We start from the raw sequence: 23,350 nt of genomic DNA, 5'->3' as shown, positions 1-23,350 counted from the left end.
TTAATTTTTGCGAGTAGTGAGAAATATCAGTTTAATGTTTCAGCACCTTTTTCTGAAGTACGAATTCTATACGCTTCTTTGATATCTGAAACAAAGATTTTTCCGTCACCAACTTCTCCGGTTTTCGCAGCCTCGAGAATTGCAGAGATTGCAACTTCTTCAAAATCATCATTTACAACAATAGATAAATACCTTCTTTGAATATCTGTAGTACTATAAGAAATTCCTCTATAGACACTTCCTTTTTGTTCATGCCCAACTCCGGTTACATCCCAATACGAGAAAAACATAACACCTTTATTGTGTAAGGCCTCTTTTACAACCCGGTATTTTGATCTCCTGATAATTGCTTCTATTTTCTTCATAAAGAATAAAAGTTAAAATTAATATTAAATTACATTCAAAAATATATTTTTTTAATATATACTACTGAATAAATAGGGTTGTTTTGTGTATTTTTATTGTTTTGTGTTTTTTAACCCTATTAAAATTAGGGTTAAATATTTTTTAAGTAAAAAAATAATAATTTAATACTTGAAATATTCGAAATAATATCGAAAACGTTTTCGTTAAAATTAGTTGATAATCAGTTGTCTGTGATTTGTTTCTAATTCTTGATTTATTTAAGTTTTTTGTCAAAAAACGCATTGTCAAATTCATAATTAGAAGCTCTTATTTTGTGATTATTTTATTCTGGAAGGTCTTTTTTTATGTAGCTCAGAAAAGTGATTGCGAAAGCAGTTTTTTTCTTTCTCTATACTTAATGATTTGTTAATTTCATCTGCTTGAAACACTTTTAGATCAGAAAATATGATGAAGAAACAAGGAATGTATCTACCAGAATTTGAGCATGACGCATGTGGTGCAGGATTCATTTGTAGCTTAGAAGGGAAGAAATCAAACGACATTATTCATAAAGCATTAGAGATTCTTGAAAAACTAGAGCATCGAGGCGCTGTAAGTGCAGATGGAAAGACAGGAGATGGAGCGGGGATTCTAATTGATATACCACATGATTTTTTTACCGAGCATTGTGATTTCAAATTACCAGCTGCCGGAGAATATGCAGTAAGTAATGTTTTCTTACCTAAGAAAGAAAATCAAAGACAGTTTTGCATAGATACCTTCGAACAAAATATTATTGATCAAGGGCTTACTTTATTGGGTTGGAGAGATGTTCCTGTGGATCATATTCATATTGGTGAGATTGCAGCGACGACAGAGCCATTTATAAAACAAATATTTATTGGTAAAGAAAATGAAAATCAAAGTTATTTTGACTTTAATCTAAAACTATTTATAGCACGGAAAGTAACAGAGCATACTATATATGAATCTAAATTATCAGAAAGCAAGTTTTTCTATTTACCTAGTTTATCGACAAAAACTTTAATATTTAAAGGCTTATTGATGCCAGAAGATATTAAGTTGTACTATAAAGATTTATTGAATCCAAAAGTAGTAACCCGATTGGCTTTGGTACATCAACGCTTCTCGACCAATACATTCCCAACCTGGGATCTTGCACAACCTTTTCGATATATGTGTCATAATGGCGAGATTAATACCCTAAGAGGGAATGTAACCAGAATGCGATCTAGAGAAGAGTTATTAGAGAGCGATTGGTTTGGGGAGGATATCAAAAAAATACTTCCAGTGGTATTAAAAGGTAAATCAGATTCGGCTTCTATGGATATGGTTGTAGAGTTGTTATTAATGACAGGGAGATCATTGCCAGAGGTCATGATGATGATGGTGCCAGAAGCCTGGGAGAAAAATCCTGAAATGTCTGAGGCTAAGAAAGCATTTTATGAATATAACTCTTGTTCTATGGAACCATGGGATGGCCCTGCTTCAATTCCTTTTACAGATGGTAATTATATAGGAGCGGTGTTAGATAGAAATGGATTAAGACCCTCTCGTTATAGTGTAACCAAAGACGGTTATGTAATCATGTCTTCAGAAACGGGAGTAGTGGATATTAAACCAAATAATATCGAATATCACGGTAGACTGGAACCAGGAAAAATGTTCTTGGTTAATATGGATGAAGGTAGAATTGTAAATGATGAAGAAATTAAAGAAGAAATCGCAGCAAAGCATCCCTATCGAGAATGGTTGGATGATAACCTGGTACATTTAAAAGATATACCTTATAATGATTGCCCTTTGTTTTTAGGTGAAGAAACTGTTGCCAAACGAAAAGAAATATTTGGATATACTCAAGAAGATATAGACACTATTATTTCTCCTATGGGGCAATTAGGTAAAGAACCCATTGGTTCTATGGGATCTGATACACCAATTGCAATACTTTCTGAACGCCCGCAATTGATCTACAACTATTTTAAACAATTATTCGCACAGGTGACAAATCCACCATTAGATGGTATTCGCGAAGAATTGATTACCGATATCAGTTTAACTCTTGGGTCTGATCATAATATATTTGATATTAATGAGAAGCATTGTAATAAACTAAAAATCCAAAACCCCGTAATATCAAAAGAAGATCTGGATAAGATCAAAACCTACAGAGGTAAAGGTTTTAAATCTACTTCGGTGTCGATGTTGTATAACATTAATAGAGGATTAAATGGTCTTGAAGATGCATTAGCGATACTGCTCAAAAATGTATCAGAAGCTATAGACGAAGGAACGAATATTATTATACTTTCTGATAGAAATGTGACTAAACACAGAGCGCCAATTCCTGCGTTATTAGCATGCTCCTATGTTAATAGTGGACTACAAAAACTAGGAAAACGATCCAAAGTCAGCACTATTATTGAATCTGCAGAACCAAGAGAAGTACACCACTTTGCTTTGTTGTTTGGGTATGGGGCTAGTGCCATTAATCCATATATGGTAAATGAGATTATAGGAGAAGAAATTAAAGAAGATAACATTTCGGGACTCACTTTTGAAGACGCTATATTTAATTATAATAAAGCAGTAGGTAAGGGAGTGTTGAAAGTGATGAATAAAATTGGGATTTCTACCCTAAACTCTTATAGAAGTTCTCAACTGTTCGAATGCATAGGTATTAATACCAAAGTCGTTGATCAATACTTCCCAAATACCGCCACACGTATAGAAGGAATAGGGTTATATGAAATCGAAAAAGAAATCTCTAAACGCCATAAAAAAGCCTATGTAGGGCAAGAAGTAGCTGCCAATTTAAGCTTAGAGATAGGAGGGCAGTACCGATGGAGGCGTAATGGAGAAAAACATCAGTTTAATCCTTTATCAGTAGCGAAACTACAAAAATCAGTTCGAGATAATGATTCTGAAACATATGCAGAATATGCCAAATTAATCAACGAACAATCAAAAGCACTGATGACCATTAGAGGAATGCTGGAGTTTTCTAATTATGATCCAATTTCAATAGATGAGGTAGAACCTTGGACAGAGATCGTAAAACGTTTTAAAACGGGAGCCATGTCGTATGGGTCTATAAGTAAAGAGGCGCATGAAAACCTTGCTGTAGCAATGAATCGTATCGGAGGGAAAAGTAACTCTGGAGAAGGAGGAGAAAATCCACTTCGCTTCTATAAAGATGTAAATGGTGATTGGAAAAACAGTGCAATTAAGCAAGTAGCTTCTGGCCGGTTTGGAGTATCATCAAACTATTTAACGAATGCTGCCGAGATTCAAATTAAAATGGCTCAGGGGGCCAAACCGGGAGAAGGAGGGCAATTACCTGGACCAAAAGTAAATCCCGAAATAGCTAAAACCCGTAATTCTACACCTTATGTAGGATTAATTTCACCACCACCACATCATGATATTTATTCTATTGAAGATTTATCGCAGTTAATTTATGATCTGAAATCTGCAAATAGAAATGCCAGAATAAACGTGAAATTGGTGTCCGAGGTTGGTGTAGGTACTATCGCAGCAGGAGTAGCCAAAGCAAAAGCAGATGTGGTACTAGTTTCTGGATTTGATGGAGGTACCGGAGCATCACCATTAACATCGTTAAAACATGCAGGACTCCCATGGGAACTCGGTATTGCAGAAGCACAGCAAACATTGGTGGGTAATAACCTGCGTAGTCGTATTGTGCTAGAGTGTGACGGACAGTTAAAAACTGGTCGGGATGTTGCGATAGCATGCCTTTTGGGAGCAGAAGAATTTGGTTTTGCAACAGCACCTTTGGTAGCATCAGGATGTGTAATGATGCGTGTATGTCACTTAAATACCTGTCCCGTTGGTATTGCTACACAAAACCCAGAACTACGTAAAAAATTTAAAGGAAAACCAGAACATGTCGTAAACTATATGTATTTCGTAGCTCAGGAGTTACGAGAGATTATGGCACAACTAGGGTTTCGTACTATCAACGAAATGATAGGGCAAGTGAGTAAGTTGAATCATAAAAAAGCGATTGATCATTATAAAGCTGCCGGCGTAGATCTTACACCAATTCTTCATCAAGTAGAAACACCTTCTGGAGTAGATATCTATAATACCGAAAGTCAGGATCATGGTTTGGAGAAATCTATAGATTTTGAAATCATAGAACAAGCACACCCAGCACTCTTCCGTAAAGAAAAAACAGCTTTAGATTTTGATATTTGTAATACCGATCGAGCAGTAGGCGCTATCTTAAGTAATGAAATATCAAAAATATATGGCGCACAAGGATTACCTGATAATACCTTGAAATTAAACTTTAAAGGAGCAGCTGGACAAAGCTTTGGAGCGTTTGCAACCAAAGGATTGACTATGGTGGTTAATGGAAATACTAATGATTATCTCGGAAAAGGACTTTCGGGAGCAAAACTCATTATTAAAGTACCCGAAGAAGCTACTATAATTCCCGAAAATAATGTGATTACAGGTAATGTAACTCTATATGGGGCAACAGCGGGAGAAGTGTATATCAATGGTAAAGCAGGAGAACGATTTTGTGTGCGTAACTCTGGAGCAAAAGCTGTAGTTGAAGGTATTGGCGATCATGGATGTGAGTATATGACCGGGGGGATTGCAGTAATTCTTGGAGAAGTAGGTAGAAATTTTGGGGCTGGGATGTCTGGCGGAATAGCGTATATCTATGATGAGAAAAAGACATTTGAAACACATTGCAATAAAGAGGCGCTAAACCTGGATCCAGTGGTAGAGAAAAAAGATATTGAAGAGTTAAAAACACTAATCGAGAATCATTACAATACTACCTTAAGTCCTTTGGCGCAAAGAATTTTGGAAAATTGGGGGAGTGAATTACCAAAGTTTATCAAAATCTTCCCTGAAGAATACAAACAAGCATTACAGCGATTAAAAGAAGAAAAACTAGCACAAGTATAAAACGATATTGAACATGGGAAAGATAACTGGATTTTTAGAATTTGAAAGAGAGATAGAACAATGCGAACCGGTAAAAGATCGTATCAAAGGGTATAAAGAATTTACCGTCGAAATGCCTGAGAGAAAACTCAAAAATCAAGGAGCACGTTGTATGGATTGTGGGATACCATTTTGTCATAGCGGATGCCCGTTGGGTAATCTAATTCCTGACTTTAATGATGCTGTGTATCGTGGTAGATGGAAAAAAGCAGCAGAAATTCTGCATTCAACCAATAATTTCCCCGAGTTTACAGGAAGGTTATGTCCTGCACCATGCGAAGAAGCTTGTGTGTTAGGTATAAATGAAAACCCGGTAGCTATAGAGAATATAGAAAAAAATATCGTAGAACAAGCTTTTAAAAATGATTGGATCAAACCTAATCCTCCAAATGAAAGAACAGGCAAGACTGTAGCTGTGATTGGATCTGGTCCCGCTGGATTAGCAACTGCACAACAATTAAACCGTGTAGGGCATTTGGTGACCGTTTTTGAAAGAGATGAAAAAGTAGGTGGGCTATTGCGCTATGGTATTCCTGATTTTAAGATGGAAAAATATGTGATTGATCGTCGTGTCGCTATTTTAGAAAAAGAAGGTATTGTTTTTAAAACAAATACACATATCGGAAAAGAGATCAAAGCAGATGAGTTAAAAGCCGATTTTGATGCTGTAGTATTGTGTACAGGAGCTACAGTTCGTCGCGATTTACCAGTTAAAGGGAGTAACCTTAATGGGGTAGTGCAAGCAATGGATTTTTTACCTCAGAATAATAGAAGAGTAGATGGAGTAGAAGATTTGGGAGAAGAAATTCTGGCTACAGAAAAAGATGTGATCGTAATTGGAGGAGGAGATACAGGATCAGATTGTATTGGTACTTCTGTGCGTCAGGGAGCAACTTCTGTAACTAATTTTGAGATTATGGGCAAAGGAACCATAGAACGCCCTGCGCATCAACCCTGGCCATTCTGGCCAATGCGTTTGCGTACAAGCTCATCTCATCAAGAAGGAGTAGCTCGTAATTGGAGTATCTCTACCAAAGAGTTTTTGGGGGATAAAAACGGAAATCTAAAGGGCTTAATCACCACCGAAGTAGAATGGGTAAAAGAAAATGGTCGTTTTACACTAAAAGAAATTCTGGGTACAGAGAAAGAATGGAAATGTGAATTAGTGTTGCTGGCTTTAGGGTTTACGGGGTCAGAGCCTACCATTGCAGAGCAATTAGGAATTGATATGGATGCAAGAACTAATATTAAAGCGAGTGAGCAAAATTATGCGACCAATGTAAAAGGAGTTTTTGCCGCAGGTGATACTCGTAGAGGACAATCTTTAATTGTTTGGGCAATTGCAGAAGGTAGACAAGCTGCATATCATATTGACACCTATTTAATGGGAAGTTCTAATCTACCGCTTAAAGGGGAGGGAGATTTACCTAGAGTATAAAAAGTACAGGGTATTCTTTATTTTGTTGTTTAGTGAGTATTGATTAGTGTTTCTGTAAATTAATATTTTTAACATAAAAAATGAAATATTTGCAAGTTTTGTATTGCTATAGGGTAATATAATGCAATTTTAAAGTTAAATAATTGTATAATTTTCAGTGGTAATTTTAAACTATATAATTATGTTAACACACAAATTCAAACTCAGTATTTTTTTGACCACTATTTTGTTATGTATTAGTTGTCAAAATGATGGTTTAGATCAGGAAGATTTGAATCAAGAACGACCATTGTCTAAAGAAGCTACAGCAACTTTGGACTATTTGATTGAAAAAGGGTTTTCTAAAGAGGATCTTAAACCAAATTTTAAGGATGAAGCTTTCATGCATGGTGACATGATGATTCCTTTTGCATTAAAAAGTAATAAAGATGCAAATCCACCTAAAGAAGGAAGCGTTCAGGAAAAAAACAGATGGTTTTTTGGTGGAGTTGGAGTATACTATAGTAACTCTAGAGATGTTAGATATTATGTTGAAAATAACTATCCAAGAAATTTAGAGTACGCACTCTCCTGGGCTGCTTGGCATTGGAGTGTTTCTAGTCGTAATATTAATATAAGTAGAACTTATAATAGATCGAGTGCAGATATTTTGGTAGGGTCTTGGTATAACTCCAATGAAGGGGCATGGGCAAGAGCTCTGTTACCTGATGGCAGAGGGAATGTTGGCGCTTGGATGAGAGTCAATACAGCTAAACCCCACCCAGGTGATGAATCTACAATGGCTTTGTTAATACATGAATTAGGACATAATCTTGGTTATCACCATTCTGATCAGACTTATGGAGGTCATATACCTGGTACTAATGGTGTAGCTTATCATCAAAGTAATAATTGTGGTTCTGTCATGAAAAGTTCAATATATACATGTAATTGGAGATTTAGTTCAACACCTGGATGGTCGAGAGATGATAGAACGGCTATCACATGGGCTTATGGGAATTAACCATCTAACCTATAGGGTATTTATTATTTAAATACCTTCATAACTTCAATTAAGATGGTTCTATGATAATTATCATATAGAGTGTGTAAATATAACCTGCCTGAATAATGTATAAATTAATCTTTTAGTATTCAGATACGGTTATATTTACACTCTTGTTAATGGTGGAGCAGCATCTGTAATAGCTTTTAAAGCTATAGAATTTGGTTTTCATGACCTCTTTTGCTTCAATATAAAAATCTTATCGTAATACGAAAAGAAATAAAAAAAGCCTCTTACTAGAGGCTTAAAACGAGTTGTTTTTATAACAAATTATAGACTTGTGCAACGATTACCAATGTTACCGCATATTATTTCTTTTGAAATTTCAAATTTGTTACTCTTCCGGTGTTCAATCTAAAGCCTGAAACTTTACCATAACCGTCTGTCTTAAAATGAAAAACTCCATATTCTTCATTAGAGAAAAGGTTCACCATAATCGAATGGAGAGGTGAAATTTCGATTTCATTTATATAAAGCACTAACAATTTATTTTTTATTTTTAATGTGTAATTAATATCTAATTCTTTGCTATAATAAGTACCTACAAAATCAATTAATTCCTCGTTAGTATAATTTTTGGGGTGATACTCTTTTGAAATTATCGGCTTTCCTCCATTTACACTAAAAAACATAGTGTAATTTCCTTGTTCATTTTTGTCAAATTTCACCAGTACATCAGATCCAACATTAATCATTTTGAACTCATGCTTACTGATAGGGATTAAGTCACTTTCATTGGTTTCAGACCTATAATATCTTAGAGTGTCATTGTTTACATAAAGCTTTCTAGTATACGAACCTTCATCGTTCCAATAATGTCCAGAGAACTTTTCAAGATCGCTAGTTTTTAAATGAACAAATCCTTGCTTATTATTGACTTTTTTACCTTGGTTTTCAACTTCATCACTTATGAAATTTTCTTTAAGAAACATATCAGTGATTTGAAAGGATTTACGCGTTGGGCTTGCGTCATCTCTGTTGGCTAATATAATTACAGAAAACTTCTGTTTAGGAAATCGTATTAATTGTGCTTGATAACCAGCAAGAGCCCCGCCATGACCCACAGTTTTTAATCCCTTATAAATTCCGTTATTCAATGCAAAAGCATATCCACTACTTTTTCCATTATTTAAAAGTCCTTCTTCATGCATTCTTTCAATAATTTCTTGTCCTCCTTTTCCAAGTTTATTATTATAAAAATTCTGATCCCATAAAAACAAGTCTTCTATGTTTGAATATACTCCACCAGAACCAACAAGGTCAAATCTCATAATTAAATTATTAAATCCCTCTCCATTATTTTTTTTATTATAACTGAAAACACGATTTTTAATCAGGTCAGTATTATCATCGTAAAAAAGTGTATTTTTCATTCCTAGGGGCTGGAAAATATTCTCATGTGCAAATATTTTTAGGGATTGACCAGCTACTTTTTCTACAATCATCGCTAACATGAAATAGCAAGAATTGCTGTATAAATGTTTTTCTCCTGACAAAAAATTTAACTCTTCCTGTTTTTTTATAAGTCCATAGATCTCATCTACATTTGTATCGTCAAGATAGTTTTTGCCTTTTAAATACATAAGGGTAAAATAATCTCTAACACCACTCGTATGATGTATAAAATGTCGAATAGTCAAAGGAGTATCGTATTCTGGAAAATCAGGAAGGTATTTTTGAATTCTATCATCTAAGTTTAATTTCCCTTGTTCTTCGAGAAGTAAAATACTGAATGTTACAAACTGCTTAGAAATAGAACCAATATAAAAAACAGATGAAGGGGTTATTTCTATGTTGTGTTCTAAGTCACCAATTCCATATCCATTTGAATAAATCAGCTTACCATTTTTAATAATTCCTATGGCACCCCCTGGAACATCAGGTTTATTCCATTCCGAAAAGAGGTTGTCTATTGCTTGGCTTTCTTTAGGCTGTCCAAATGAGCAAATAGAAAAAGAAAGAAGGAATAATAATAAATATTTTTTCATAATCTGTTTTTATTAATTGTTGTTAACGGTTAGTATAAAAATTTTTAAAATTAGTAGGAGGTGCAAATTTTCTACAGGAAATGAGCCTTAGTAAACAGGTAATTAATTTAGATGAAAAATCAGCAATTGTTTATATACTTTGCTGCCAGACAGTATATTTTTTTGGCTTAGTTTTATCTTCAAATAAGTTCATCCTTTGTCAAATGTTTTAGCATGGGTAATGATCATAGAGCCATTCCCGTTTTTTGATTGATTGAATTTTGATTAGTGTATTGTATGTATTTAAAGATTCAATTTTAGATGTTAAGAAAGAAGTAACTAAAAACCGTTTTAATAATTTTTATACGTTGACGGCAATAGTTTTTTCAATGCAAATTCCAGAACAGCATCATTATCCTCTAGAATATCTTGTATAGCGTTTGATACATTATAATCTGGGACTACGCTTCTTTTCTGGATATGTTCATCTATAGTATACTTTGCATGTAGTAAAGGTAAATAGATTGCTGTTTCGGTATGATTACCTTTGATAGAAATTTGACGCACACCGTTGCTAATACCTGCATATCCATAGGTTTCTGTTCCAACGAAGTCTGCATTTGTATATTCCTTTAGTAAACCTGCAGCAATACCAGCAGCTGAAGTGGTACCGCCATTGATAAGAACAATCAGCCTTCCATTATAACGATACTCTTCAATTGGATCATAATTCATCAAATCACGTAGTGATTCATGTTTTGTTACCTTGAAAGTGCCATCTTTTTTTCGTTTTAATCCAAAAGATTCATCCAAATTAGATGAGTTGCCAGTTATTTCCAAAAAGTACTTATCATCTACCAAAGTCACTATCTCTTTTGCCGGAGTGATGGGTTGGTCAATAAAATATTGAAGCAAGTAAGCTGCATTACTAGCTTTTCCACCTCCATTATTTCTTAAATCGATTATTAAGTTCTTAATATTTTTATCAGAAATTTTTTTGAAACATTGTTTGTAAAAATCAGGATAAGTGTTCTCGGGTTCATCAAAACCATCTTTTATAAATCGGCTTATTTTCAGATAAGCATAACTTTCTTCCTTATTTATCTCAAAGTTAAATGCTTTTTCATGCACTGTTTCGGGCAGATATTTCTTAGATTCTCTAGTTTCATAAACCTCTTTTGGAATTGCCTCAATTTTTGTTTTTATGATTTTCTTGGTTTTATAGTCTCTATACACAAGGTTGTACGTAGGTTGTTCCCCAAATATCTCGGGATAGAGTCTATAAAACGATCTGTATGGTCCTCCTAACCAATGTTGCATACCACTTTGACTTTCACCATCAGAAGAATAATGCGCTAAAATGTCAATAATAATCTCATTACTCAAGTTATTATCAATAGATAGGATTTCAGACCCTTCGGGAATTTCTAGAGAACTAAGGTTTTTCATTATAAAAATACGTTCATCCTTAATATATACTTGAAAGGGGAGTCTTTTTTGACTATTGATAATACTTCCGAGTTTGCCGAATGTATATGCTTGTGTGTGTCCATCATGTATATTCGCGATCAATCGAAGAACAATTTTATAAAATATCTTGGCTTCCATTGGTTTTGAAGTTTGCAACATCAAATCGTTCATCATTTGATTAAACTCTTCGTGGTTTTGATGCGTATAAGTTCCAGGGTGAATTTTGATGAGTGCCGTTTTAAATTTTTCTAAGTCGGCCTGCATTTGTTCAGGTTGATAAACTATGGACTCCTGCGCTCTTCCTGTAACCATATACATGCTCAAGAAGCTTATCAGTACTACCCAGTAAATCCTATCCATTTTTATTTGTATTGCTTTAATAATAATTGAAAACTCTTAAAATGATTTAACGCTACAGAGTGATTATCAGATTATTGGTAAAAGGGAATGGAATTAATAACCATTCCCGTTTTTTGATTGATTGAATTTTGGCTAGCTTACTTTAAATATTTAAAAATGAATTTTGATTCTGATGGCTTGTTCTAGCGAAATATCTTTGTCCTGTTCTTTTAAGGATTTTATAAACTCTGGTGTAACATTATGAATTTTAAGGCTCTTTGCTTGATCAGCTGTTATATTTTTGAACCCTATATCTTTAAAAGATTGTACAAATTCTGGAGTAACCCTATGAATTTTAAATGACATGATATCATCTAGTGGAAGGTCGCCGAATTGCGTCTTTTTAAACTCCTTAATATACTCTGGAGATACATTATGAATCTTTAGAGATATTAACTTGCTTATAGAAAGATTAGAATACCCTATTTTTAAATATTCTGAAGCAGTATTAGGAGATACGTTGTGTATTTTTAATGATTTTGCCTCGTCTAATGAGATGTTTTTATATCCAGATTTTTTAAACGAATCAATAAAATCAGGTGTCACATTATGAATTTTTAAAGCAACTACATCATCCAAAGAAATGCTATTGTAACCGGCCTTATTGAACATTTTGATAAATTCTGGCGTTACATTGTGTATTTTTAATTTGATGATATCATCAATAGGTACATTGTCATAACCAAGTTGTTTAAATTGTCTAATAAAATCATTTGGTGTTTGTTGATCATCTTGTGAGGCACCACGACTATTGGTAGAACTCGATAAGGTATTTTGATCTCTTTTGCTTTTAGAAGAAGAAAAACCTTTAGCTGTTTTTACCTGGCCCGGTGTGATATCATGAATCTTTAATTTTATAGCTTCTTGTAACGAAATATTTTTTTGCCCAGCTTTTTTATAAGCCTTTATAAGTTCTGGAGTTACCCCATGAATTTTGAGTTTCTTTGCCTCCTGTAAAGTAATATTGGGATATCCAGCTTTCTTAAAATTATTTATGTAAACCGGAGTAACGTTATGAATTTTAAGGTTTTTAGCTTCTCGAACAGTGATATTAGTATGCCCGGCCTTTTTAAAGGACTCAATAAAATCTGGAGTCACATCGTGAATCTTTAATTTCATGTAATCATCAAGAGACAGGTTGCCATAACCATTATTTCGATATGATGTAACAAATTCAGAAGATACATTATGGATTTTAGCTTTTGTAATCTTTTTTAAAGATGTTTTATTATCATTTAATGTATTGATGAATGAAATATAGGCAACATCAACATCGAACAAATTAAGCTTACTCACTTCTTCCATTGTATAATTCTCATAGCCTAATCGTGCAAGTTCTTTTCTATACATTTTTAGTTTATCAAGCGGAAGTGATTTATGAATAATATCTTCAAAATCATCTTGATCTATTTTTAGATTTTCACGTTTTAAATAACTAAGGTAATTGTTGTCAAAACCAGTAAGGAAACAATGTACCAAATCTTTGTTATCTACATGTAAACCATAAGCTTTGAGTGATTTAATAAATGATTCATTAGGAGTGAATTCATATCTTCCATCACCTATTTTGTTGTTAAACCGACCCACATAAGTTATAGTTCCTGCATCTTTGGTAATTTTAAATTGTTGTCGATCTCCAGTAGGGAAATCTTTAAAATAGATTGGGTCATAACATCTTGTCATAGACCAGAAATTTCGTTTAAGAGGCTCAGCACTTCGGTACATAATGCATAATTTACCTCCTCCAACTTCAGCATCCCATACTCCTTTGGTAAAGTTGTTCTGAGCACTAGATGATATAGATTCTTTTCTAAAATCTACAGTCGGATCCATAGATTCCTTATCATAATTTACTAGTATTTCATTTGGCTTTACCGGATTAAAAGAAAACACGGTGATGGCGAGTAGAGGAATAATGATTAGGTATTTCCACCCTGATTTTGATGTTGATTTTTTGGAATTCATCATGAGTATTCGTTTTTTGAGAAATGATTGATTGTAACTTGTCGCCAAACCTGTTGGCATATTTGGGGTGGAGACTTTTAAGAGATTCATTTGATAGATTTCTCTGTCTTCACCTATATTAAGCATGTTATTGTCGGTTAGATATTCTAGATTGTTATCGATGGCTCTGCGATATAACCAGGCAAAAGGATTAAACCACTGCATCATCACCAATAACTCAACTAATAACATATCGACACTATGTCTACCTTTGATATGTACTTGTTCGTGTTTTAAGATTTGTAAATACGTATCAGGATTATATTGACTGGGATTCATAAATATTCTATTCCAGAACGAGTAGGGGGCATGTTTTTTATCGGTTTCTACAATTTTATAATCATCAACTTCTATGGTTGGATATTTAGAAATTCGATATAATAGAACTCCTAATTGGATGAAAAAATGAATACCAAATACTAATATACCTAACAGATAAATGTATAGCAGAATTGATCCCCAATCTAAAGATTTACTAACCGAAGTAGTATTGATGTCAGAAGTATCGGTGGTTGATATATTTTCAATTTTTGTGGCTGTTTCTGGTATTTTATAATCTGCGACAACAGAATTTGAAGGTTGTACTTCTACTTCTTGAAATAGAGCACTTCTAAATGATAAATTTTCAGGAACCGTAATAAAAGGTAAAGTAAATGAAAGTATAACTAATGATATCAATACCCACCTGTTTAAATGGTAAAAGGTCTCTTTGGAAAGAAAAAATCTATAAATAATATAAGATAATCCTATTAATGCCGAGCTATGTATGATATAGTCCATTATTTCTTGTTTTTTATCAGTTGAATTATTTCTTCTAATTCGTCGGTATTTATCTTTTCTTCCTTAGCAAAGAATTTAACCAAAGCCAAAGGAGAATTGTCAAAATAATTGTGCACTACCTCACCTAATACTTCTTTTTGATACTCATCTTTTGATACTAGAGGATAATACTGAAAACTGTTTCCGTAGGCCACATGACTGATAAACCCTTTTTCTTCTAAAATTTTTACAATCGTAGCAGTAGTATTATAATGTGGTTTAGGATCAGAAAGTTCTTCTATGATCTCTTTTATAAATGCTTTTTCCAATTTCCACAGACTTTGCATAATCTGTTCTTCTCTTTTGGCTAATTTTTGCATAGTATCAATTTTATAAAGCAAACCTACTACTAATCTTTTAGTTTTGCAACTAATTTATTAGTAGTTCAACTAATTAATTAGTAGAATTAGCGTGTTAGCTATTGATTCTAAAGGGTTTTTTAGAAGGTGTTAAAAAAATGATAATATGTTTTAGAAGAGGAAGTATCTATTCTAACAATAATCGTAATTCATCACGATTGAGTAGTTCGGGAGTATATTCTGTTACAATGCCATAATTAAAAAATGCACTTTTCATCTTTGTACTATCTTCAATTAGATCAAATATATTGGTATAAAAACGTTCAATTTTATCATCTTTAGTAAGCATGATAAACGATGAGGCAGTAGTGATATATTCATCTTCCTGATATTCTTTTAACTTTAATAGTTTAAATTCGATCTTGGGTACAATTGATGTGATATTGGCTAACTTAATTGGTTTGGAATATGACATGCAATCAAAACAAACTATTAATTTTTTCTGATTTGATTTTAACCGATAGATAATGGTAACTTCTTTATTAACTAATTTTTCAAAACCATCCATATCTATAAATGCCAAGGTATCATTAGTGTTTGTTTTAACGGTCAAAACTGTCGTGAGGTAATCATCGGGCATGATCAAAGTCTCTTCAACCGATAAAACTGTTGCTTTTATAGTATTAATTTTGTCATCCTGACTATGAGTTGTAACCATCGGTTTGGTCATTTTTGGTTGACTATTACTCTCTTTTGTGCCTTTATTAGTGTTACATGATAGGCAACAAATCAAAATAGTTAATAAGAGATGTGCATTTGTCTTCACAGCATTTGTTTTATATAGCATATAATTTGTTATAAATGTAATACATAAGTGCTATACGAGAGTACCCTGTTTTCTGGGAAAATATTACTATCGTATTTTAAGAGTAGGAAAACAGAATATTTCTAAGATCTACACCATTTCAGATTAAGAATGTATCGAATTCGTAAAAAGTATATTGTAGTTTTTAACCTTTATCTCTTGATTTTTTCTTCCCGATTAATAATGTATTGGTTCCTTGAACTTGATTGTGTTGCGAAAATTCGATATCGGGTTTAACTATGGATTTAAGAGATTCGATTTTGATGTTTTCCTTCAAATTAATTCCAGCATTAAACACGATTTGTCCTTCAGGTTTTAATAAGGGAATAAGGTTTTTCCAGAATTGATTTTCATAAAACTGCTTGGGAACTTGATTATCGATAAAAATATCGATGATTATAATTTCAAATTGTGATGCACAACGCTCAACATAGAAAAAAGCATCTTCGCAAATGATTTCGAGATTGTGATTATTGGTTATATTAAATTCATTTTTAGCAATTTCGATAACAACTTCATCAATTTCTACAGCGGTAATTTTTCCTTGATGATCAAATGTATTTCTAAGAGGTTCTATTATACTCCCCCCACCAAGTCCTAGTAAAAGAATTTCGCTATTTGCAGAAATATCTAGTAGTGAAAGTCCGTAACTAAGTAATTTTTGTAGCGATCCGTAGGAGTAATTTGCATTCTGGCTATCCAGTACTTTTTTACCATTCATCCATGTGAGTTCTAGTGTTCCATTAATTTGTGAGGAAACCTCTTTGGTGAATGGCCATAGATAACTTAATAATCTCTTCATGTATTTCTGTACGTAAAATCTGGTTATTTAATGCCTTGCAATCGATTTGCCCTTAAGCATATATGCCTAGTGCTGTAGAACCAGCTTCGGCTACAGCATGATCGTTTTCTACACTGCTGCCACTTACTCCAATAGCTCCTATTATAGCTCCCAAATTGTTTTTAATAGGAATACCCCCCGGAAAAGTAATTAGCCCACCATTAGAATGTTCTATATTATATAAAGGCCCCCCAGGTTGTGAAAGTTCCCCGATAACACCAGTGTTTTTACCAAAAAGACAAGCCGTTCTGGCTTTTTTAATTGAAATATCAATAGAACCTATCCAGGCCTGATCCATACGAGCAAAGGCAATAAGGTTTGCGCCAGAATCTACTATTGCGATATTCATTTGTGTATGTATAGCTATTGCTTTTTCTTTTGCAGCGGTAATGATTTTTTCTGCTTGTTCTAGAGTGATGTTCATTATTGTTTTGTTTGTAAAATTGCGATTCAAAAGTAAAGTTAAAATGTTTAATTTTTTGATATTTTTTTATCTTAATATATTAATTTCATGATAGTAAAAGAAAAGGGTATTCGACTTAAATTTGATTAGCATTGCTTAGGAGTTTTACTCAATTACTTTTGTCTTTATACTACTTAAACATAACAAATACCAATTTTCTCGATTTTTTTAGGTTCTAAACTCTAATGTTCACAGCACTATATTTATACGGTTTTTGAATAGACTGCAAATAGACTATAAATCGCTCAAATACGCCGAAAACCTTAGTTTATTTGCTTGATCTTAATGGGTGTATGTTGTTGATTTACATTAATTTAGGTCTGTATTAATTTAAAAATATTTACACGATGAAAAAAATTCTTAATGTAACAGGAGTTACAAAACTTAGTAAAGAACAACAACAAGGTATTACAGGATCAAGTACAAGACAAGGGTGGTGTTGCTCTACAGGACAAGATTGTCGCGTTCCGGGATTAAGTTTTTGTATACCTGGTAATTGCCTTCCTACTGGTGTCTGCATATTTTCATAGTAGATATAAAGAGGGTAAACATTATCGTTTGCCCTCTTTTTTTATTATCTGGAAGCTTACTTTGGAAGTAAAAGATTTTTATCTATGGCCTTGTTTACCTTTTCAATTACTATTGGTTAAGAGTGTTTATCAACCAGTTTTTGCTTTTACTCCATGAAGTATAGCGATATTCTCTCTCTTTTGAAGCACTCTCTCTATTTTTTAGACTTAAGTGTGTTTTGTCTACTTGTTTACTTCGATATCCCAAAAGGTGAAAAAACTGTTTTGTGAAGAAGCGAGCAATCTTAAGATTAACCGTAAGTTCATTTTTTTTATTTGAAACCCAATGAACACCGGGAAGAATAGTAATTATATTATCAAAATGTACTTTGCGAAGGATGGTAGAAAGTCTTAAAAATATCGGATGCACACTATGGATGGTAAAAAAACCATCATTACCTTGATGTTGATATAGAGGCATAAATATCCTTCCGTTTTTTGAAGCTGTTATTATTTTTCCATTACTATGAGCAAGTTGTTCTCCTTTCTGTATCTGTTGAAAATTGACAAATCCAGGCTTCATTTTGAAGACTTCGTTCTCTTTGATTTGGTAGCGCCAATAGATTTCATAGATTTCTGTTGGAGCTTCTGATCCTTTAAGTAGAAAGTTATAATGATAATCATACTCAACATCTTTTTTTGTAACACTCCCGGCAAAAACCATAGTAAGGTAGATAAAAGAAATATGATTTTTAATGGCTTCAGGATCATCATGCTGTCCTCCTTCAAAACCAAAAGATACATAGCCTAATTCATTGATATAACTTAATAAGGGACCATCTAGATATTCTTCTATACCTAGTATCATAGGGGTAGGATATTGCATTGTATATTTTCTATTTAACAAGCTATCATTAACGGTTAAAAAAGGCATTGTTTTACTCGAAGTAGTATGAAGGTCCATAAAATAAAATGGCCCACTTTCTTTATCAAGAATATCTTTGATGATGTGATAAATTTCGTACTGCTGCTCTATGTCAAGATTGACATTTGTATCTTTAATGTCTTTGGATAAATTATTAATTCTATCGTGTTTCCAAACTCGATTTAAATCTTCTTTCTCATACCGTTTACCTTTGGCTAATGCCGGGAGATTACCGCTTATGGCATACATAGTTCCTTTTACGGGGATTTGACTGTTTTTTATATGATTAAATACATCATAAAGGGCAAATATTCCGGCGGGTTCATTACCATGAATACCCCCAATAAAAATGAGAGTAGGCCCCGGTTTCGAACCTTTGATACAACTTATTATACGTTCGATCTCTATCGACTGATCCAGAGCCTTACTATAAACTTTTACCATCGTCAAATACCATTACATCATTTATTGTAATAATTCCTACAAGGTCTTTTTTTTGTACTACAGGAAGACAACCAATCTCATGTTTTTTCATTATCTGTATCGCTTTTGATATTGTTGTTTTGGGCTGAATGGTTATTACTTCTTTAACCATAATGTCTGCTACAACACAATTATTATTATCTTCATTTTGATTATCTTTTACATGGTTCCAGGTCAACAACCCACATAGTTTACCTGGTTTACTTTCTACAGGAACATGATGAATATTCTTCCATTTCATAATACGTATCGCCAGATTAGCCAAATCATACGCGTCTACTGTAAATAGCTTTGTAGACATAATATGCCCCACTAATGATGGGGTTTTATGCATTTTGGGTAATGTTTTTGTATTAAGTACGGGCCATTCATGAACTGGATATCCACTTTCTTGATTCTGGTATAGAGTTTTAGTAAGCGCCCTTAGTGCATCATCTTTTTTCATGTTTTTTTGAAGAAAGCGATAGTTTTTAATATTCCATTCTGCAGCAGTAATACCTTTGGCACGATTTTCTATAATTCGTAAAAATCGTTCCCTGTCATCAGTATTAATCTCAGCTATTTTTAAACCCTGGTGAGCTATGGGTAACAATTCTTTTAGTATTAGATTTTGAATAGAAATAGAAGATCCCATCCAGTTTATGATCGTATCTTTTCCTGTTCGTGCAGCTTTTACGAAATTTCCTTTTGCATCTCTGAAATCCATGTGATCGGGCATGTTATCATATTTTGAAGGACGCCCTATCATTAATCCGGCCCAAAAAGCAAAGTTTGCGATTTCATCCAGGGTAGTAGGGCCAGAAGGGATATAACGATTTTCGATTCTAACATGAGCTTTTCCACCACCAACACCATAACAAGGACGATTCCATCTATACACAGTACCATTGTGTAAGGAAAGAGCTTGCAATTTTGGAATGCTTCCTTTTTTAAGTTCTGAAACAGAATTGGCTACTATATCACGAGACAAAACCACCTTATGTTGTGCAACATCATTTTTGAAAATTTCTGCTACAGACCCCGATGCCCACTGATTACTAAAACTCACCCGGGCTCTTCTATCTTTTAAGGCGTAAGAAGAACTTCTGATATCCATACTCTGACGAAATAATGCAATTCGGGTTTCGCTCCATAATTCTCTTCCAAACAATAGAGGCGAGTTGGTACATATTCCCAGTACAGGAGCAGATATAGCCTGAGCCCAATTGTAACTGGAAACAAAATCTTGCGGAGGTATTTGAAGATGCATCTGAAAACTAGTATTGCAAGCTTCAAAAAGTACAGATTTATGATGAATATTTAATTCATCTATACCTCTTATATGAAGTTCAAAATCTGTTCCTCTTTGTGTTTTCAAAATATCATTTAAAGCCGAATATCTGGGGTTGGGAGTCATATACTCCAGTTCGAGATGACGCTTCCTTATTGTTGGTAAAATACCGGTAAGCAATATTTTGGTGTCTAATTGACTGGCGACTGCTTTAGCTTTAAAGATAAGTTGATTTAATTCGTTCTCTATTTTAGAAAAACAATCTTCTTTAAGTTCTGTAGGATCCAGATTAATCTCTAAATTATATTTTGCTAATTCTGTAGTGAAGTGAGGATCATTAATCACTTTTAGAATCTCTTCTGCATTTTCTGCAGGCCTCCAGTTACTGTTTACCAAACAAAATTCTTGTTCTGCACCAATTCGAACTATATCTTTCTCGATCAAATCTTGCTCCAGCATCATTTCTAAAGCTTTTATATCATCGAGTAGATGCCCTATATATTTGGCTCGTTTTTTTTGATCTACATTACTATGAACATTGTGCTCTCCCATACTATTGCATATTATGATTATAATAAGTATATATGAAACCTTTTACATCATCATAAATTAGTATATGATAGGTGTTGATAGGATTCAGTAATTAGCAATAGTTTTAAATGTATTGACTTTTTAAGTTATAAAAAATGCGATTTGTCATAGTTATTTACTTTTTTATAAGTAATACTAAAGTAGAAGTCGCTAAAAGTGTGGTTAATATGAAAGATCACTTGTAATGAAATGAATTATATAGCATCAAACCAGATTAAAGTTTTTGCCCAGAGCGTATGTTTAAATTTTCTGCTAAAAAAACCAAAATGCCCTATTTTATCTACCGGAATTTCATGTAGTTGTATCATTTTAATTTCTTTCTCAGATTTTTCAAACAGATCATGTATTCTGGTAATGGCAGGTCTTGTCCCGATAGGATCATCTTCTACGCCTAGCGTAAGAAGTTTTGATGCGCAGGTATCATAATAAAAAGTAATACCAATAGCTTCCATTTGTTTTTTCATATCGGCATGTCGTCTTCGGTTGTTCCATTGTTCGATTACACCTTTAGGAACGTCTTCTAGTAGTCCCAATTTTTTTCCGGGGAAATAGCCAAATAGATTTGTAATCATAGGAAAGACAATATGCCATAAAACATAGATTTTGGTTCTCTGGTTCTTAGACCAATCTTTATAATATGCTGTCTGTGCTCCAATATTGATAATTCCACTAATTTGATTACTCTTTTCGGTCATCCCAATAATTGTTCCTCCAATGCTATGACCAAGGGTTACTATTTTGTGATTTGGAAACTTTTTTTTTGCATAATCGATTACTCCAGAAAAATCTTTTTGCCCCCAATCTGTAAAAGAAGCTTTAAAACCACTAAGTTTTTTAGGTCTGGAACCTGCAATTCCTCTATAATCATAGGTAATTACCTGATATCCATTTTTTGCCATGTATGCAGCATAGTGATGATATAATTTTTTATCTACAGCTGTGGCAGAATTAATAATCAATACTTTGTTTTTATCGATGATCCCCTCACATGGGTATATCTTTCCTGATAAGGAATAATTATCTATGGCAGGAATACTAATCATATACAAGTATTTGGTTAATGTAGTGTTACAGTTTTTGTGTTAATATTGCTGTAATTGTTTTAATACCTTCAATATAATTGCCAAGCCTAATATTTTCATTAGGGCTATGTTGGTTGTTATCCTTGTTTACAGTAGGAACAATGACAGCGGGAATATTTAAAGTATTTACAAATGGTGAAATGGGAATAGAGCCTCCGCCGGTACGAATTTGTATGGGAGGTTTGCCAAAAGCTCTTGTCATTGCCTTTCTTAACCATTTCCCTATTTCAGTATCAAAATCGGTTCTAAAAGCATCATAGGCAATTTGATAATTAAAACGAATAATTTTTGAATATTTCATCCGCTCATCTTCAGTAGGGGTGCTATCTACAATATGATATCCCTGATCCAAAATATGTTGTCTTACCATATCAACCATATGCTGTGCATTGGTTTCTTTAACAAGTCTGATATTCATTTCGGCGATAGCACTAGAGGGGATTATTGTCCTTGTTTTATTACCTACCCAACCCGATTGTAGTCCAAGAATCCCTAAAGAAGGGTATTGTATAGATTCTTGATATGTATTTGCAATGTTATCTATTGAAGCTATTCCAAGCTTTTTTCTAATTATTTTCTCATCATCAGGTACCTGGTTTAGGATTTTTTTTGTTTCCTCAGATATTTCGATTCCATCATACCAACCAGGTATTGCGACTCTTCCGTCTTCTTGCATCATCGAACCTAATAGTTGAGCAAGACGTAATGCCGGATTGGGAACATAATTACCATAATGACCACTATGTTGTGGTGCTTTGGGGCCAAAAACCTCGAGAGATAATGTTGTTATTCCTCTTGCTCCATATACTAATGTGGGTTGATTAGAAATATGCCTTGGACCATCAAAAATAACAAGCATATCCGAGGCCAATTCTTCTTTATAATCTAATACGGCTTTGGGTAATCTGGGAGAGCTAATTTCTTCCTCAAAATCCATAATGACTTTAATGTTATAATTAGGCTCATGCTTAAATTTATTAATAATATCCATCGCTTTTAGAAACATAACAACAGGGCCTTTGGCATCAGATGTTGATCTGGCAAAAATTCTCCAATCGGGATTAATCTTACCAGTTAATTTATGTAATGGGATGGTATTCCATTTTCCAGCATTATCTTGTTCTTTTAGTACAGCTTTATATGGGTTTTCCTGAAACCATTTGGTCGTATCAACAGGTTGCCCATCTATTTGAAGGTAGACTAACACCGTTTTTTTTGCATCCTTATGTTGTCTACTGGCGAGTAGTAAAGGAATTTTCTCTGTTATAAGGCGTTTGGATGTAAATCCACGGTCTTTAAATGCTTTTTCACACCACTCTATATTTTTTGCTATATCCTTTGGATAGTGAGCATCATTGGGTAAACTCAAAAGCTCTATCAATTCATTAAAAGAATCTCTGGCATAGGTGAGTGAAAGTCTATCCAATTCACTGTCATGTAGCGATTGCGCAGTAGAGGAGAAGGTAAGAAAAAGCAGAGTAGTTGTAATAATACATCGAGTTATAATCATATGCGTAGAAGAATTAGA

General features: G+C 33.6%; 16 protein-coding genes. 4 read left to right on the top strand and 12 right to left on the bottom strand.

From position 1 onward, the window contains the following. Nucleotides 1–26: 26 nt before the first annotated feature. Nucleotides 27–365 carry a P-II family nitrogen regulator gene (locus NNH57_RS06605; protein WP_034247151.1) on the bottom strand — a complete coding sequence of 113 codons (339 nt, stop codon included), beginning with the start codon at nucleotides 363–365 and terminating at the stop codon, nucleotides 27–29. Between the two features lie 445 nt (nucleotides 366–810). Here NNH57_RS06605 and gltB point away from each other — a divergent pair, with 445 nt between their 5' ends. The 3 genes from gltB to NNH57_RS06590 all read left to right on the top strand — a co-directional run bounded on the left by gltB (nucleotide 811) and on the right by NNH57_RS06590 (nucleotide 7,793). Further along, nucleotides 811–5,313 (top strand): glutamate synthase large subunit, encoded by a 4,503-nt coding sequence (gene gltB, locus NNH57_RS06600; RefSeq protein WP_234423457.1) that lies wholly within the window; start codon nucleotides 811–813, stop codon nucleotides 5,311–5,313. Between the two features lie 13 nt (nucleotides 5,314–5,326). Next, on the top strand, nucleotides 5,327–6,790 hold the full coding sequence (locus tag NNH57_RS06595; protein WP_074409171.1) for a glutamate synthase subunit beta: 1,464 nt from the start codon (nucleotides 5,327–5,329) through the stop codon (nucleotides 6,788–6,790). Between the two features lie 181 nt (nucleotides 6,791–6,971). Further along, entirely contained in the window at nucleotides 6,972–7,793 is an 822-nt protein-coding gene (locus tag NNH57_RS06590; RefSeq protein WP_074409170.1) for a zinc metalloprotease, read from the top strand. Between the two features lie 350 nt (nucleotides 7,794–8,143). Here NNH57_RS06590 and NNH57_RS06585 read toward each other — a convergent pair whose 3' ends face one another. From NNH57_RS06585 to NNH57_RS06555, 7 genes are all read right to left on the bottom strand, one after another. Next, a complete protein-coding gene (locus tag NNH57_RS06585; RefSeq protein ID WP_108809449.1) occupies nucleotides 8,144–9,823 on the bottom strand; it encodes a serine hydrolase domain-containing protein in 1,680 nt (559 codons plus the stop codon). Nucleotides 9,824–10,153: 330 nt separating this feature from the next. Next, on the bottom strand, nucleotides 10,154–11,632 hold the full coding sequence (locus NNH57_RS06580; protein ID WP_108809450.1) for a S41 family peptidase: 1,479 nt from the start codon (nucleotides 11,630–11,632) through the stop codon (nucleotides 10,154–10,156). 150 nt (nucleotides 11,633–11,782) lie between these two features. Then, a complete protein-coding gene (locus tag NNH57_RS06575) occupies nucleotides 11,783–14,455 on the bottom strand; it encodes a M56 family metallopeptidase (RefSeq protein WP_108809451.1) in 2,673 nt (890 codons plus the stop codon). Continuing rightward, nucleotides 14,455–14,814: a BlaI/MecI/CopY family transcriptional regulator gene (locus NNH57_RS06570; protein WP_025664254.1), complete on the bottom strand. Its 360-nt coding sequence runs from the start codon at nucleotides 14,812–14,814 to the stop codon at nucleotides 14,455–14,457. Before NNH57_RS06570 ends, NNH57_RS06575 begins: the two co-directional genes overlap by 1 nt. A 166-nt stretch (nucleotides 14,815–14,980) precedes the next feature. After that, nucleotides 14,981–15,619 (bottom strand): hypothetical protein, encoded by a 639-nt coding sequence (locus NNH57_RS06565; protein WP_132065753.1) that lies wholly within the window; start codon nucleotides 15,617–15,619, stop codon nucleotides 14,981–14,983. Between the two features lie 184 nt (nucleotides 15,620–15,803). Then, nucleotides 15,804–16,460 carry a fused MFS/spermidine synthase gene (locus NNH57_RS06560; protein WP_108809453.1) on the bottom strand — a complete coding sequence of 219 codons (657 nt, stop codon included), beginning with the start codon at nucleotides 16,458–16,460 and terminating at the stop codon, nucleotides 15,804–15,806. A gap of 52 nt (nucleotides 16,461–16,512) precedes the next feature. After that, the gene (locus NNH57_RS06555; protein ID WP_074409165.1) at nucleotides 16,513–16,923 is read right to left on the bottom strand and encodes a GlcG/HbpS family heme-binding protein; all 411 of its coding nucleotides are present in this window, start codon (nucleotides 16,921–16,923) and stop codon (nucleotides 16,513–16,515) included. Nucleotides 16,924–17,309: 386 nt separating this feature from the next. Here NNH57_RS06555 and NNH57_RS06550 point away from each other — a divergent pair, with 386 nt between their 5' ends. Further along, nucleotides 17,310–17,492, top strand: a complete 183-nt coding sequence (locus NNH57_RS06550) for a hypothetical protein (RefSeq protein ID WP_108809454.1) — start codon at nucleotides 17,310–17,312, stop codon at nucleotides 17,490–17,492. 109 nt (nucleotides 17,493–17,601) lie between these two features. Here the strand turns inward: NNH57_RS06550 and NNH57_RS06545 are convergent, their stop codons facing one another. From NNH57_RS06545 to NNH57_RS06530, 4 genes are all read right to left on the bottom strand, one after another. Then, nucleotides 17,602–18,840: a M14 family metallopeptidase gene (locus NNH57_RS06545; protein WP_074409163.1), complete on the bottom strand. Its 1,239-nt coding sequence runs from the start codon at nucleotides 18,838–18,840 to the stop codon at nucleotides 17,602–17,604. Further along, entirely contained in the window at nucleotides 18,824–20,701 is a 1,878-nt protein-coding gene (locus NNH57_RS06540) for a CBS domain-containing protein (protein WP_074409162.1), read from the bottom strand. The genes NNH57_RS06545 and NNH57_RS06540 overlap by 17 nt, the downstream gene beginning before the upstream one ends. A gap of 233 nt (nucleotides 20,702–20,934) precedes the next feature. After that, nucleotides 20,935–21,783: an alpha/beta hydrolase family protein gene (locus NNH57_RS06535; RefSeq protein ID WP_074409161.1), complete on the bottom strand. Its 849-nt coding sequence runs from the start codon at nucleotides 21,781–21,783 to the stop codon at nucleotides 20,935–20,937. 25 nt (nucleotides 21,784–21,808) lie between these two features. Next, nucleotides 21,809–23,332, bottom strand: a complete 1,524-nt coding sequence (locus NNH57_RS06530) for a M20/M25/M40 family metallo-hydrolase (protein ID WP_074409160.1) — start codon at nucleotides 23,330–23,332, stop codon at nucleotides 21,809–21,811. Nucleotides 23,333–23,350: the final 18 nt, after the last annotated feature.

It is taken from the genome of Aquimarina spinulae, assembly GCF_943373825.1.
Lineage (GTDB): Bacteria > Bacteroidota > Bacteroidia > Flavobacteriales > Flavobacteriaceae > Aquimarina > Aquimarina spinulae.
Note: the sequence above shows the minus strand (reverse complement) of the source record. Positions and strands in the feature narration are given on the sequence as shown.

What these genes read in the sequence shown, in the direction of transcription:
- gltB (WP_234423457.1), top strand. Translation starts at nt 811, where the DNA reads ATGATGAAGAAACAAGGAATGTATCTACCAGAATTTGAGCATGACGCA.
- NNH57_RS06540 (WP_074409162.1), bottom strand. Translation starts at nt 20,701, where the DNA reads ATGGGAGAGCACAATGTTCATAGTAATGTAGATCAAAAAAAACGAGCC.
- NNH57_RS06605 (WP_034247151.1), bottom strand. Translation starts at nt 365, where the DNA reads ATGAAGAAAATAGAAGCAATTATCAGGAGATCAAAATACCGGGTTGTA.
- NNH57_RS06590 (WP_074409170.1), top strand. Translation starts at nt 6,972, where the DNA reads ATGTTAACACACAAATTCAAACTCAGTATTTTTTTGACCACTATTTTG.
- NNH57_RS06560 (WP_108809453.1), bottom strand. Translation starts at nt 16,460, where the DNA reads ATGAAGAGATTATTAAGTTATCTATGGCCATTCACCAAAGAGGTTTCC.
- NNH57_RS06545 (WP_074409163.1), bottom strand. Translation starts at nt 18,840, where the DNA reads ATGGTAAAAGTTTATAGTAAGGCTCTGGATCAGTCGATAGAGATCGAA.
- NNH57_RS06535 (WP_074409161.1), bottom strand. Translation starts at nt 21,783, where the DNA reads ATGATTAGTATTCCTGCCATAGATAATTATTCCTTATCAGGAAAGATA.
- NNH57_RS06595 (WP_074409171.1), top strand. Translation starts at nt 5,327, where the DNA reads ATGGGAAAGATAACTGGATTTTTAGAATTTGAAAGAGAGATAGAACAA.
- NNH57_RS06580 (WP_108809450.1), bottom strand. Translation starts at nt 11,632, where the DNA reads ATGGATAGGATTTACTGGGTAGTACTGATAAGCTTCTTGAGCATGTAT.
- NNH57_RS06530 (WP_074409160.1), bottom strand. Translation starts at nt 23,332, where the DNA reads ATGATTATAACTCGATGTATTATTACAACTACTCTGCTTTTTCTTACC.
- NNH57_RS06585 (WP_108809449.1), bottom strand. Translation starts at nt 9,823, where the DNA reads ATGAAAAAATATTTATTATTATTCCTTCTTTCTTTTTCTATTTGCTCA.
- NNH57_RS06555 (WP_074409165.1), bottom strand. Translation starts at nt 16,923, where the DNA reads ATGAACATCACTCTAGAACAAGCAGAAAAAATCATTACCGCTGCAAAA.
- NNH57_RS06570 (WP_025664254.1), bottom strand. Translation starts at nt 14,814, where the DNA reads ATGCAAAAATTAGCCAAAAGAGAAGAACAGATTATGCAAAGTCTGTGG.
- NNH57_RS06575 (WP_108809451.1), bottom strand. Translation starts at nt 14,455, where the DNA reads ATGGACTATATCATACATAGCTCGGCATTAATAGGATTATCTTATATT.
- NNH57_RS06550 (WP_108809454.1), top strand. Translation starts at nt 17,310, where the DNA reads ATGAAAAAAATTCTTAATGTAACAGGAGTTACAAAACTTAGTAAAGAA.